At 59.9% G+C, this 13,581-nt stretch carries 12 protein-coding genes; 9 read left to right on the forward strand and 3 right to left on the reverse strand.

Annotated elements, in window-relative coordinates; translation table 11 throughout:
• Positions 1–85 precede the first annotated feature (85 nt).
• Positions 86–1,918, forward strand: coding sequence for a methionine--tRNA ligase (metG, locus tag ABRP86_RS05860; RefSeq protein WP_349863008.1), 1,833 nt, complete (start codon positions 86–88; stop codon positions 1,916–1,918).
• Between the two features lie 94 nt (positions 1,919–2,012).
• Here metG and ABRP86_RS05865 read toward each other — a convergent pair whose 3' ends face one another.
• Positions 2,013–2,513 (reverse strand): GNAT family N-acetyltransferase, encoded by a 501-nt coding sequence (locus ABRP86_RS05865; RefSeq protein ID WP_023026007.1) that lies wholly within the window; start codon positions 2,511–2,513, stop codon positions 2,013–2,015.
• A gap of 10 nt (positions 2,514–2,523) precedes the next feature.
• Positions 2,524–3,018, reverse strand: a complete 495-nt coding sequence (locus ABRP86_RS05870) for a GNAT family N-acetyltransferase (RefSeq protein ID WP_023026009.1) — start codon at positions 3,016–3,018, stop codon at positions 2,524–2,526.
• A gap of 25 nt (positions 3,019–3,043) precedes the next feature.
• On the opposite strand from ABRP86_RS05870, the gene ABRP86_RS05875 reads away from it, so the two are divergent.
• The 4 genes from ABRP86_RS05875 to ABRP86_RS05890 all read left to right on the forward strand — a co-directional run bounded on the left by ABRP86_RS05875 (position 3,044) and on the right by ABRP86_RS05890 (position 7,271).
• Positions 3,044–3,883, forward strand: a complete 840-nt coding sequence (locus ABRP86_RS05875; protein WP_349863010.1) for a TatD family hydrolase — start codon at positions 3,044–3,046, stop codon at positions 3,881–3,883.
• Positions 3,884–4,154: 271 nt separating this feature from the next.
• Positions 4,155–5,330, forward strand: coding sequence for a resuscitation-promoting factor (locus ABRP86_RS05880; protein WP_023026014.1), 1,176 nt, complete (start codon positions 4,155–4,157; stop codon positions 5,328–5,330).
• A gap of 100 nt (positions 5,331–5,430) precedes the next feature.
• Positions 5,431–6,294: a 16S rRNA (adenine(1518)-N(6)/adenine(1519)-N(6))-dimethyltransferase RsmA gene (rsmA, locus tag ABRP86_RS05885; protein ID WP_023026016.1), complete on the forward strand. Its 864-nt coding sequence runs from the start codon at positions 5,431–5,433 to the stop codon at positions 6,292–6,294.
• Positions 6,291–7,271: a 4-(cytidine 5'-diphospho)-2-C-methyl-D-erythritol kinase gene (locus ABRP86_RS05890; protein ID WP_349863013.1), complete on the forward strand. Its 981-nt coding sequence runs from the start codon at positions 6,291–6,293 to the stop codon at positions 7,269–7,271. The genes rsmA and ABRP86_RS05890 overlap by 4 nt, the downstream gene beginning before the upstream one ends.
• Positions 7,272–7,322: 51 nt before the next feature.
• Here ABRP86_RS05890 and ABRP86_RS05895 read toward each other — a convergent pair whose 3' ends face one another.
• Positions 7,323–8,642, reverse strand: a complete 1,320-nt coding sequence (locus ABRP86_RS05895; protein ID WP_349863015.1) for a hypothetical protein — start codon at positions 8,640–8,642, stop codon at positions 7,323–7,325.
• Positions 8,643–8,733: 91 nt separating this feature from the next.
• Between ABRP86_RS05895 and ABRP86_RS05900 the strand changes: the two genes are divergently transcribed.
• The 4 genes from ABRP86_RS05900 to ABRP86_RS05915 all read left to right on the forward strand — a co-directional run bounded on the left by ABRP86_RS05900 (position 8,734) and on the right by ABRP86_RS05915 (position 13,383).
• Positions 8,734–10,542: an ABC-F family ATP-binding cassette domain-containing protein gene (locus tag ABRP86_RS05900; protein WP_349863017.1), complete on the forward strand. Its 1,809-nt coding sequence runs from the start codon at positions 8,734–8,736 to the stop codon at positions 10,540–10,542.
• Positions 10,509–12,242, forward strand: coding sequence for an alpha/beta-hydrolase family protein (locus ABRP86_RS05905; protein WP_349863019.1), 1,734 nt, complete (start codon positions 10,509–10,511; stop codon positions 12,240–12,242). The genes ABRP86_RS05900 and ABRP86_RS05905 overlap by 34 nt, the downstream gene beginning before the upstream one ends.
• A 138-nt stretch (positions 12,243–12,380) precedes the next feature.
• Positions 12,381–12,959, forward strand: a complete 579-nt coding sequence (locus tag ABRP86_RS05910) for a hypothetical protein (RefSeq protein WP_349863020.1) — start codon at positions 12,381–12,383, stop codon at positions 12,957–12,959.
• A gap of 100 nt (positions 12,960–13,059) precedes the next feature.
• Entirely contained in the window at positions 13,060–13,383 is a 324-nt protein-coding gene (locus ABRP86_RS05915; RefSeq protein ID WP_005279956.1) for a putative quinol monooxygenase, read from the forward strand.
• Positions 13,384–13,581: the final 198 nt, after the last annotated feature.

A 13,581-nucleotide genomic window follows, 5' to 3' on the forward strand; every position in this document is an offset into this window, starting at 1 on the left:
AGGGAAGGAGGCGGGCGCTTTTCGGTGGTTGGGGTAATGTGCCCTCAACGTGTGTTCGTGCAGGTGCTTCGATAAACTGGACTCCATGACTGAGTCTTTAGTAGTAAATGTTGCCTGGCCATATGCCAATGGCCCGCGCCACATCGGTCACGTGGCTGGCTTTGGCGTTCCCTCTGACGTATTCGCCCGCTTCCAGCGAATGCGCGGCCGCAACGTACTCATGGTCTCCGGTACGGACGAGCACGGCACCCCGTTGCTGGTCCAAGCCGATAAGGAGGGCGTATCCGTCCGCGAACTCGCAGACCGCTATAACCGCCAAATCGTCAACGATCTGGCCAACCTCGGGTTGTCGTATGACCTTTTTACCCGCACCACCACCCGCAACCACTATTCGGTGGTACAGGAGCTGTTCAAGGGTCTCAATGAGAACGGCTACATGCTAAAAGAGACCACAAAGGGGGCAATCTCTCCGTCCACCGGCCGCACGCTGCCGGACCGCTATATCGAGGGCACGTGCCCCATTTGCGGTGCCGATGGCGCCCGCGGTGACCAGTGCGATAACTGCGGCAACCAGCTGGACCCGGTAGACCTGATTGACCCAGTGTCCAAGATCAACGGCGAAACACCGCAGTTCGTGGAGACCGAGCACTTCCTGCTGGATCTGCCGTCGCTTAAGGACGAGCTGCAAAAGTGGCTTTCCACCCGCGAGGATTGGCGCCCGAACGTGCTGAAGTTCTCTTTGAACCTGCTGGAGGATATGCGTCCGCGCACCATGACCCGCGATATTGACTGGGGCATTCCCATTCCGGTGGAAGGCTGGCAGGACAATAACGCGAAGAAGCTGTACGTGTGGTTCGATGCCGTCGTGGGTTACCTGTCCGCCTCCATCGAGTGGGCGCACCGCACCGGCCAGCCGGAGGCGTGGAAGGAATTTTGGCAGGACCCAGAAACCCGCCACTATTACTTCCAGGGCAAGGACAATATCACCTTCCACTCGCAGATCTGGCCGGCGGAACTGCTGGGCTATGCCGGCAAGGGCTCAAAGGGCGGCGAGCTGCACCAGTACGGTGAGTTGGACCTGCCAACGGAAATCGTGTCCTCGGAATACTTGACTATGTCCGGCTCAAAGTTCTCCTCGTCCAAGGGCGTGGTGATCTACGTTAAGGACTTCCTTGCGGAGTTCGGCCCGGATCCGCTGCGTTACTTTATTGCCGTAGCTGGCCCGGAAAACAACGACGCGGACTTTACGTGGGATGAATTCGTGCGCCGCGTGAATAATGAGCTGGCCAATGGCTGGGGCAATCTGGTCAACCGCACCGTATCCATGGCGCACAAGAACTTTGGCGAGGTTCCGGTTCCGGCGGCCCTGGAGGAGCGCGACGAGGCCATTTTGCAGCTGGCGGAGGAGACCTTCACCACCGCCGGTGACCTGCTGGAGCAATCCAAGTTCAAGCAGGCCATCGTCTCCATCATGCACGTGGTGGGCGAGGCGAATGCCTATATTGCCTCCCAAGAGCCGTGGAAGCTTGCCAAGGATGAAACCCAGCGCGAGCGCCTAGCTACCGTCTTGTGGACCGCCCTGCAGGTCGTGTCTGACTGCAATGTCATGCTCACCCCATTCCTGCCGTTTACCGCGCAAAGGGTGCACGAGACCTTGGGCCGCACCGGCGAATGGGCCGCGCAGCCTGAGGTGCGCGAGGTCAAGGACGATATCCCGGTTGAGCTCGTGGGCGCGGGGCTTCCCCCAGAAAACCACGAATATCCTGTCATTATGGGTGACTACACCCAGCAGCAGGCCAAGTGGGAGCGCATCCAGGTGGCACCAGGTACTACCTTGGCAAAACCGAAGCCGCTGATTTCCAAGCTGGATCCAGAGCTCGGCGAAACCGGCCCGGAATGGGCGCCGGTGATGAACTAGCGCGGTAACGTCCCGCTAGATACACACAGCGCGGTGGCCAGTCCCAATGAAAAGGGAAGGCCACCGCGCTTTTGCTATGCCTTAAAGGTTCTGCCTAGTGCTGGAAATCGCGCTGCAGGTGAACCAGGCCTAGGCGCACGCCGTCCTTGGTGTGGATATTGGGCATGCGGCCAGTTTCTGTGAACCCAAATTTCTTGTGCAGCGCAATGGAACCGGCATTGGTATCCACGATGTAGGTAATCATGGTTTCGATATAGGGATCGTCGGCGGCAATGTCCATGAGGGCATCGAGAAGCTCAGAGCCTACGCCCTTGCCCTGGGCGACGGGGGAGATGTATACGGAATCTTCGACGGTGCCGTAATAGATGGCGGGCGTGACGAATTGAAAGTAGGCGGCCCAGCCGATGATTTCATCATCGTCTACGGCAACGAGCACGGGCGAGCCCGCCTTGGACATGTCCTTCAGCCAATCTTCGCGGTCAGAGACCTCTTCTTGCCAGGTAATGAGGTTATTCGCCGGTTTAGCGGCGGAGGCAGCATTGTAGATGGCGGAAATGGAGGGGGCATCGGCAAGCTCGGCGGGGCGAATATGCATCAAAAGTCCTTTACACCAGAAGTTCTAAGTGGGTGAGGCTAAGCCAGTGATCGAATTTGTAGGTTACCTCTTTGAGAGTTCCCACGTTTTCAAACCCGAACTTTTCATGCAACTTTAATGATGCCGTATTAGTAGACACGATCAAGGCGAGCAGCGAATGCACCTTGTCATCCGCCCGGGCGCGGTCTACCAGCTCACCCATAAGGGCGGTGCCCACGCCTTGGCCCTGGGCATTGGGGGAAAGGTAAATCGTGGTTTCATAGCAGCCCTGCCAGATACGGGGATCGCGGTAGGGGTGGTAGAGCGCCCAGCCCAAGTATTCGCCAGCATCGGTTTCGGCAACGAGGAAGGGACAGTCCATGTCCTGGATGTGGCGCAGGTGTTCTTCGCGCTCAGCCACGGTGACTGGGGTGGAGTTAAAGATGACGTCGGTATGCTCGATGGCCCAGTTGAGGGTATCGGTTATGGCGGGGACATCGCTCAGGTCCGCTGGTCTGATCAACATAGCTGCCAATATTACAATTGCGGGTATGTCTAAAAAGAAGCCACGTCCTACTCCCATTCCGGCCCCAGGGCTCAGCGGGCTCAGTGATGCGCATACCCACCTTTTCTCGCATAAAGATACCGATGCGGTGCTGGTCAATCGCGCCCGCGCAGCCGGGGTATCCCGCCTGGTAACGGTAGGCGATGACCGCCGCGAATCCGAAGCGGCTCTTGCCACCGCGCGCGCATTTCCCAATGTCTACGCTGCCTGCGCCATCCATCCAGTGCGGGCAAATGAGTTAGATACACCCACCAAGGCCGCTTTGGAGGACATGGTGGCGGATCCGCAGTGCGTGGCGGTGGGGGAGACCGGCATGGACGCCTACTGGGTTCACCACGAACCGGAGACCACCGCGAGCTTGATCCAGCAAGAAGAATCCCTGCGCTGGCATATCGATCTGGCGGTGCGCACCGGCAAGACGCTTATGATCCATAACCGCGAGGCGGATGAGGATTTGCTGCGCATTCTTGCCGATGCCCCCGCGCCCGCCACCGTCATGCTCCACTGCTTCTCCTCGCCGCTGCGGGTAGCAGAAGAAGCACTCGAGCGAGGCTACGTGTTGTCCTTTGCTGGCAATGTCACCTTCAAGCGCAATGCGGAACTGCGCCAGGCGGCGGCGCTGGCCCCGGCGGGACAATTGCTGGTGGAAACCGATGCGCCGTTTATGACCCCAGAGCCGTTCCGCGGGCAGCGCAATGAGCCTTCCCTGATCGGACACACCTATGACTGCATTGCCCGGGCGCGCCACCAGACCACTCAGGCTTTGGCGGCGGAGGTCAACGAGACTTTTTATCGCGTGTATGGGATTAACACGGAAGATGAGTGAGGAGTGTCACAAAATTAAACCCGCTGGTCGCTGGTGGTATGGGTGCTTGATGTGACAACTGTTTTCGCCAGTTATAGCTGTGGCGCAACGTTTCTCGACTTTCCTTACTCGTTATCGTATTGTTATTGATTGTTCGTTGAGGCTTTATGTCTCTACCTTCCCACCGCGCTGCTCCACAGTCGGGGCAGTAGCGGGCACCGCCGCTGGTTTCCCTAGCCAGCGGTAACAATTCTGATACTGGATAGACAGCACTACCGGAGATTAACTACACATGGCACCTCACCACATTAAGCGCATTAATAATTCACGTTCCCTGCCGCTGCGCCTGGCAACGGGTGGCGTATTGAGCACCCTCGCTGTAGGCGGTGTCGTGGCGATTGCTGCGCAGAAAGACCTGGTCGTAGACGTCAACGGCGACAAGGTGGAGCTGGCTACCTTTGCCAAGGACGTGGACGGCGCCCTGCAGGCCGCCGGCGTTCAGGTGGGCGAAGAGGACATCGTCTCGCCCGCACCATCTGAGTCCGTGACCGATGGCGATGAGATCTCCGTGCGCACCGCCAAGCCAGTCGCCGTATCCATCGATGGTGAACAGCAGCAGCTTTCCACTACCGATCTCACCGTTTCTGATCTGCTCAATAACCTGCAGGGCGTAAACCCGGGAGCTGCCGTGAAGTCTGGCGAGGATGACGTGGACAAAGATACCCAGCTAAAAGATGGCATGGATCTAGAGGTCGTTTCCCCCAAGATCATCAAGATTAACGATGGCGGCAAGAATACCTACACCAAGATTGCCGCCAAGACCGTGGGCGATGTGCTCAAGGAGCGCGGTATCAAGCTCGGTGAGGATGACCGCGTCTTCCCAGCCAAGGAAGAAAAAGTCACCGAGGGCATGTCTATCAAGGTTGAGCGGATAGACATTCAGACCGAGAATGCCACCGAGGAATTCGACGCCGAGCCGCATTTCGTGGATGACCCTGAGCTGGAAGCCGGCGCCGAAGAGGTGCGCGAGCAGGGCGAAAAGGGCAAGCGCGAAATCACCCGCAAGGTGGTTATGAAGAACGGCAAGAAGGAATCCGAAGAGGTCATCAAGGATGAGGTCGTTGTAGGGCCAAAGCCCGCGACCATCGCCCGCGGTACCAAGCAGGCGGAGCCGGAGCCGCAAGGCGGTAACTCGGGCGCGGCTGCCCCCGCCGTGGCCGATGGCTCCGTCTGGGATTCCATCGCGCAGTGCGAATCCACCGGTAACTGGTCCATCAATACCGGCAACGGTTTCTCCGGTGGCCTGCAATTCACGCCGTCCACCTGGGCTGGCTTCGGCGGCACCGAATACGCGCCTGAGGCATGGCAGGCCACCCGCGAGCAGCAAATCGCCGTGGCACAAAAGGTACAAGCCTCCCAGGGCTGGGGCGCATGGCCGGCATGTACCTCTAAGTTGGGCCTGCGTTAAAAAGCATAAAGCACCCGCAGCACCGCGCATTCTGCACCGCACCCCGCGTCACCACGGCGCGGGGTGCGACTTTCTGCATTCTTCAACTAGGTTAGAGAGCATGACTGATTCCCCGGGCGCCGCGCTTTTAGGCCCAGTAGAAATCCGAGCTTTAGCGGAGAAACTGGATATCACGCCCACCAAGAAATTGGGGCAGAATTTCCTCCATGATCCCAATACCATTCGCCGCATCATCGCGGCCGCGGATCTGGATCCCGCAGACCGCGTCGTGGAGGTCGGCCCCGGATTGGGGTCGCTGACCCTAGGGCTGGTGGAGATCGTTGAAGATCTCACCGCGGTGGAGATCGATCCGCGCTTGGCTGCGCAGCTGCCGGTAACGGTGGGCGAGCGCGCCGCGGACTACGCCGAGCGCCTGCGTGTGGTGGAAAAGGACGCGCTGCGCGTGACCAGCGAGGATGTAGCGGCTCCTACGGCGCTGGTGGCCAACCTGCCCTATAACGTGGCGGTGCCAGTGCTCTTGCACTTTTTGGAGACGTTTCCTTCCATCCGCCGCGTGCTCGTCATGGTGCAGCTGGAGGTGGCGCAGCGCCTCGCCGCGGAGCCCGGCAGCAAGATCTACGGCGTGCCTTCCGTGAAGGCCGGATTTTATGGCACGGTGAGCCAAGCTGGGACCATTGGCAAGAATGTCTTTTGGCCCGCGCCCAATATTGCCTCCGGCTTGGTGCGCATCGATGTCTTCGATACCCCGCCTTGGCCGGTTGACGATGCCGCGCGCGCTGCGGTCTGGCCGCTTGTCGATGCCGCCTTTGCCCAACGCCGCAAAACCCTCCGCGCCGCGCTATCGGGCCACTACGGCTCCGGCGCGGCCGCCGAGGAGGCCTTGCGCGCGGCCGGAATCGATCCGAAGCAGCGCGGGGAAAAGCTCGCTGTTGCAGACTTTGTACGATTGGCAGGACTACAGTGAGCGCACCACACGAAAGCGAGCCGATCACCTATACCGCACATGCGCACGCCAAGGTCAATGTGCACCTTGGCGTGGCGGAACCGCGGGAGGATGGCTTTCATGAGCTAGTCACGGTCTTTCAGTCCCTGAGCCTGCACGATACGGTAACGCTGACTGATTTAGGCAACCCCGAAGTGGATAAGCCCCGCGTGCAGCACCTCAATGTATCCGGTCCGCACGCGGCGGGCGTGCCCGAGGACGATACGAACCTGGCCTGGACTGCGGTAGACCGCATCATGCAGCACCTGTATGTCACCCGCGGCGGCATCAAGATTCCAGAGGTGGGCCTTGAGATTCACAAGGCGATTCCCACCGCCGGCGGCATGGCGGGCGGTTCTGCGGATGCCGCGGCGGCGCTGCGCCTTGCCGAGCGCTGCTACGGCCGTTATTACGGGATTGATTCGGTAGGAGATCACATTCTGAATGCCTTGGGCGCCGCCCTCGGCTCCGATGTGCCGTTTACCTTGCTGGGCGGCACAGCGCTTGGTACTGGGCGCGGGGAGCAGTTGACCTCCATGATGACCAGGGGCACCTATCACTGGGCGCTGATCGCTTCTGACCGTGGGCTCTCAACACCAAGTGTGTTCAGCAAACTCGATGAATTGCGTGATGCAGGGCGGGTAACCGCGCCGGCGCTCGATACGACGGAGGTTTCCCAGGCGCTTATCTCCGGCGATGCCCACCGTGTGGCGGCGCACCTACACAATGATCTACAGCCCGCCGCGCTATCCCTGCGCCCAGATCTCCGCAAGACGTTGGAGGCGGGCATGGATGCGGGCGCGCTCAACGGTATCGTCTCCGGCAGCGGTCCCACCTGCGCGTTCTTATGCGCTACCCGCAAAGATGCGGAGGAAGTCGCAGCACAGGTCAGCATAGAAATACCGGGCACCAAGGGCGTTGTAGCCCAGGGCCCGGCTGCGGGTGCGGAGGTGCTCTAGCTTGGGGCGAGTGGGGGCATCGCCAAGCACGAGCACTAGAGCGCTGGAGACTTAGAGCACGGCCATTTCGGTGGGCTCGAAGTCCAGCTCGTAGCGGTCGGTTTCCTTACCGCGCAGGAGGTCGATGACGACGAGTTCCTTCTTCTGAGCGTCCGTGATGTAGGCATAGCCATTGGCGGCCTTCAGGATTGGGCCCGGCTGCTGCCATTCCTCGTTTTCCTTCCACTGGGAAATCGCGTCGATCTGCTTGGTGATTTCGCCGGAGTCTGGGTCGATGACATTGAGCTTGCCGTCGGTGGTCAGCACCAGAGCCTCGCCCATCGGGCCGCGTGCCAGGGAGCGGAACCAGTAGGAGCCGTCCAAGTCCACCTTCTTGGCGGAGTAGTCCTCGGTATTGATCAGCGTCGCGGAGGTGGGGTGCTCGGACTCGGCGTCCTTGTCGGTCTTATTATCGGCCAGGATGACGTTCGATTCCTCAGAACCCGCGGCGTTTCCGGAGCGCTGGTAGCCATCGGCACCGGCATAGCCGGAGACGTCTACCTTGTGGAACTTGGAGCCATCAAAGACTACGGGGCCGTCTTCGCAGCCAAAGAAGAGCTTTCCATTTCCAGCGGCTGCTTCGCCGTGGACGCCGGGGCACTTGGTGGTCTCATCCAAGACCTTGCCGTCCTTGTCCAGGTGCTGGATGGTGTGGCGCTCGTCCTCGGTACCCTTGGTGATGACCACGGAGCCATCCTCAAGCGGGACGGCCACGCCGTGGTGCGCCTCGCCCGTCTTGACGGTGTTGACGGGCTTGGCGTCCTTGGAGCCGATGTCCTCGGTCTTATAAATCTTGGCTACGCCATCCCCATCAGAAAATAGGGCGGTAAAACCATCGTGGTGGACCACGTGGCCAGCGTGGGGCGCCTTAATCTTGTCATCGCCCAGCTCTGGATCCGCAGTGTAGTAGTGGTTGTGGTCGCCGTGAGCCTTGGTGATGAGTCCGGTGTCGTAGGTGAGGAAGTTATCGCCCTTGGTTACCATGACGTGGCGGTCGTTGTCGGCGTCATTGAGGCGAAGGAAGGCATTCATCTCTTCTTCATCGAGGACGTCTCCAGATTTGGCATCGTAGGTGGTCAGACCATCAGCGTGGGAGAAGACGATGCGCGTGGGAAGCTGGGCTACCTCGGTCTGTCCTTCTTCTGCCTCCATGCCGTCGTGGGAGTGGCCCTCGTGATCATGATCGTGGTCATGGTCATGTTCGTGGCTTTCCGCGGTGGTGGATTCGCTGGTGTTTTGGGCGTCGGTGTCTTCTTCCGGCGCCGAGCAGGAAGCGATGGTGAGCGCTGAGGCAGAGAGGATAGTGCAGAGGGTAAGTGTGTGCTTCTTCATACACACGCAGAGTATTGCAAGTGAAATTCGGTAGCAACATGTTTGGGAATGCGGGGGTGGCGGTAGGGAGGTATTAAGATGAGTCCCTGTTATGGCAAACCTGATTAACCTCGAGCAAGTCACCAAGTCCTATGGCTTAAAAACTCTCCTTGATGGGGTATCCCTCGGCGTACAAACCGGGGACCGCATCGGCATCGTGGGCGTCAACGGCGGCGGCAAGACCACCCTGCTGGAAGTACTCACCGGCATCGAGCCGCCAGATTCCGGCCGCGTTTCCCACACCTCGGATCTGCGCATGGCCGTGGTGACGCAGCGCTTTGATCTGCCCGAAGAGCTCACCATCGCTCAGGCGATCATTGAACCCCTCGAGCTCGAGACCTACGAATGGGCCTCCAATGCCAAGGTGCGCGATGTGCTCGGTGGACTCGGCATCGTGGACCTAGGGCTGGATACTCCCGTGAGCTCCCTGTCCGGTGGCGAGCGCCGCCGCGTGAACCTCGCGGCCGCGCTGGTGCAGGATTTAGACCTGGTGGTGCTCGATGAGCCCACGAACCACCTTGACGTGGAAGGTGTGCAGTGGCTGGCGGATCACCTGCTCAAGCGCAACCTTGCCGTAATCGTGGTCACCCACGATCGCTGGTTCCTCGATACCATTGCCACGTGGACGTGGGAGGTCCACGACGGCACGGTCGATGCATATGAGGGCGGATACAACGACTGGACGTTCGCCCGCGCCGAGCGCGCCCGCCAGGCCGATGCGATGGAGCAACGCCGCAAAAACTTAGCTCGCAAGGAATTGGCGTGGTTGCGCCGCGGGGCACCGGCGCGTACCTCGAAACCGCGCTACCGGATTGAGGCTGCGGAAGCGCTGATTTCTGATGTCCCCGAGCCGCGCAACAAGGTCGAGCTCATGTCCTTTTCCAAGCAGCGTCAGGGCCGCGTGGTCATCGAGCTAGAAGATGCCACCGTGAAGTCCCCGGATGGCCGCACCTTGGTCGATCACCTCACTTGGCGCCTGGCCCCAGGCGAGCGCATCGGCCTCGTGGGTGTTAATGGCTCCGGAAAGACCACGCTGCTGCGCACACTGGCTGGCGAATACGAGCTCGCAGCCGGAAAGCGCATCGAGGGCCAAACCGTGCGCTTAGGTTGGCTGCGCCAGGAACTCGATGACTTGGATCCGCAGCGCCGGCTTCTCGATGCCGTCGAGGATGTTGCCACCTACGTGCAGCTAGGCAAAAAGGAGCTCAGCGCCTCTCAGCTGGCCGAGCGCCTCGGCTTTTCCGCCAAGCGCCAGCGCACCCCGGTCGGGGATCTTTCCGGTGGCGAGCGCCGCCGCCTCCAGCTCACCCGCGTGCTCATGGCAGAACCCAATGTTTTACTCCTCGATGAGCCCACCAACGACCTGGATATCGATACGCTCCAGGAACTGGAATCCCTACTCGATTCGTGGCCGGGTACCCTGGTGGTCATTTCGCACGATCGCTACCTGATCGAGCGCATTGCGGATAATACGTATGCGCTCTTTGGGGATGGCAACCTGACGAACCTTCCCGGTGGCATCGACGAGTACCTGCGCAAGCGCGAAGAAATCGAGGCTGGCAAAAACACCGGCGTGTTAAACCTGGGAGAAAAGAAGACGGATGCGCCGGCCCCGAAGCCGGAAAAGAAGCTTTCTTCCCAGCAAGAGCGCGAAATCACCAAGAAGATGAATGCCCTCGAGCGGAAGATGCAAAAGCTGGAAAAAACTGCTACGCAGATCAATGAGAAATTGGCCGCGGCGGCAGAAGAAGTCGATACCGAAGCGATGACCCGCCTTGATGCGGAATTAAAGGACAACCGCAGCGCCTATGAGGATTTGGAGATGGAATGGCTGGAGTTAGCGGAGAAGCTCGAGCAGTAGAAGTTCGCATCGCCGATATCGTCCGCCACCTCGATCCGTGGGGCATTATCGGCGCCGCCATTTTGTCTACCCTGGGCCTTACTCCTTCCATTTTGCCGCGCGATTGGCCCTATCAAGGCCTAGTCTCGGGCCTGGCCGCCGGGTTCGGTTACGTGGTGGGCATCGGCGTGAAGCTGGTGTGGTACCGCTTCGTCGTGAGCAAATGGGCGGATAAGTATCCCTGGCTTGCCGCCTCTGAATGGGAACCAAAGCGTTACCGGCTGGTGGCGCGCATCGCCACAGGTGCGTTTATTGCCTGGCTGGTTGGTTTCGTAATCATCGCCGTGCGGTGGCAGCACCAGCTCGCACGCGTATTTTCCGTGCCCTCGCCGTCCATGTCCAGCTACCTGTTGGTAGTGCCTTTGGCGCTGGCGGTATTTACCGTCTTCCTGCTCATCCTGCGCTCCATTATCTTTCTGGTGCGCTGGTTAGCGCGGCGCTTCCCGCAGCGGTTCCGCTCCACATACCGCCGCCTCGGGGCAGTACTCATCGTTGCGGTCATCGCTATCTACACCGTTGAAAACATCATTCCCGGTGCCATCGTGAGCTTGGGCGATAGGGTATTTACCGCCCAGAACGCCGACCCCGATCCGGACACTCAGCGCCCCACCCTGAGTGAGCGCTCCGGATCGCCTACTTCCGATGTCGATTGGCACGGCGTCGGCCTGCAAGGCTCCCGGTTCCTCAGCTCCGGCGCGCATAAGGCCGAGCTAGAACAGGTGACCGGGAAACCTGCCAAAGAACCCATCCGCGCCTACGCCGGCCTAGGTAACCGCGACTCCAATGAGGGGCGGGCGCAGCTGCTTATCGATGAACTCGAGCGCACCCACGCCCAAGACCGCAAGGCCCTCCTGTTGACCATGACTACCGGCACCGGCTGGGTATCGTCCTATTCCGCGCAAGCCTTCGAACTACTCTATGGTGGGGATACCGCCATTGCCGCGGCGCAGTATTCCGCCATGCCGTCTGTATTCCACTTCCTTGGCGGCGGCGGCCAAGTAGAGCGCGCCGGGGAAGAGTTCATCAACCCCATCGTGGACTGGTGGAATTCACTGCCAGAAGATGACCGGCCCAAGCTCTACCTCTACGGTGAGTCCTTAGGCACAACCGGCATCGAGGCCGCCTTTTCCGGGGTGCGCGATATTGCCAATTCCGTCGATGGCATCTTATTGACTGGCCCGCCGCACTTTAACCAGTTGCGCTCGCAGTTTGTGGAGCGCCGTGATCCCGGGTCCACAGAAATCTCGCCGGTCTACGCCGGCGGCCTCGTGGTTCGCTTTGCCAACGACGTGGACCAGGTTCGCCGCTGGGGACGCGTTCCGGAAGAGGAGTGGGGCAGGACCCGCATGCTGTATATTCAGCATCCTTCCGATCCAGTGAGCTGGTGGTCGCCCGAATTGGCCTTCAAAGAGCCGGATTGGATGAAAGAAGATACCCCCTATTCCCGTGAACGCGTGATGCAGTGGATGCCTATTATTACCTACCTACAAGTTGCCGCGGATCTACCCGGAGCCAAGGATGTTCCCGATGGTGTGGGCCATAATTACGGGAACTCTGTCCTCGATGGCTTTGCGGCCATCGCCGGGCCCGATGTTGCCCGCTCCATTGATTCGGAGGAGCTGCAGCGGCAATTCGATGAACTCGATGTAGGTATTTATTAGGCCTCCTGGAGGCTTCTTCACTACCGCGAGGTAGCCGAGAACTCACCGAGCGCCGTTTCTATAACAAAGCCATATCGAAGTGCGGTGGAACCGGCGATATGCTTTCGCCCTCTGAAAAGTTATGACAGGCTGAAAATTATGAAGCCGATTCGAAGCGCCACCGCAGCAGTCCTGACCACCGTACTCGCCCTGTCCGGCACCACGGCAGTGGCTTCTGCGGAGCTTAACGCGGCCCCGCAGGTTCAGCAGGTGTCTACCTTTGCTGAAAAATACAACGTTACTTTGCCCAGCTTTCTAAAGGCCGCACCCGAAGCTGAACCGGAAGTAGCAGCGGAAGAAGCGCCTACGGCTGAAGCCGCACCGGAGCCTGAAGCCTTCGAAGCCCCGCAGGTTGCCGCTGACTTGCAGGTAGCCACCGCTGATCACCTAGCCCAGGCTGGCCACCACCCGGATGAGACCGCAAGCGCTATCGCGCAGGAATGGGCAAACCAGGGTGCAAACGGTGAGCTAAAGTACTACGGCGATGTGGCAAGCGGCGTGACCCACACTGAAGAAGGGCAGGGCAATGTTTACCGTCTGTCCGAAGAGCAAGCCCAGGAGCGCCTCAACTGGTTTAACCGGGGCCTCGAGGTAACCCCCGGACCTGAGTACGGTTATGGCGTCGCCACCGCCTTTGACGGCGAGTTCATCTACATCGCGGAGTACTTCCTCAACTAGTTCTTAGCTTCCGCGGAACCTGCCCCCGATTCTTCCGAGGTCCGCGTGCATGGCAGAACAGCCATGACGTAGTGGACACATCATTGGTAGAATCGGGGGCATGATTTTGATTAACGTACAGTTCCACGTAAAGCCTGAATACGCCGATACCTTCCTTGATGAGATCAACTGGTACACCGAGGCTTGCAACGCCGAGCCTGGCTGCATCGACTTCAAGTGGTACCGCGATCCGGAAGACTCTCAGCGCTTCCTGCTGCTCGAGTCCTACGCAGATGGCAAGGACGTAGAGCACGTTCAGGGCGAGCACTTCAAGCGCGCCTGCGACGAATTCCCTAAGTACCTCGTAGAGACCCCAGACATCATCAACGTCCACATCGATGGACGCACCGGGTGGGACAAGATGGGCGAGTTCGCCGTCGATTAATTACGCTGCCTTATACTAAAGACCGCACTCATGTGAACCATAGGTGCGGTCTTCATTTATGCGTTCACCTGCGAGTCGGAGCTTATAACCCCGCCCTTCGCGGTCACGGGCGGGGAACCCGCCCGGTGAGATCGAACCACCCCGCGAGCGCGAAGGGGCGGGCGAGGGTGGGGCCAAGGTAGGAAGCCGGCGCACATG

This window comes from Corynebacterium sp. KPL3927, assembly GCF_040225835.1.
GTDB lineage: Bacteria > Actinomycetota > Actinomycetes > Mycobacteriales > Mycobacteriaceae > Corynebacterium.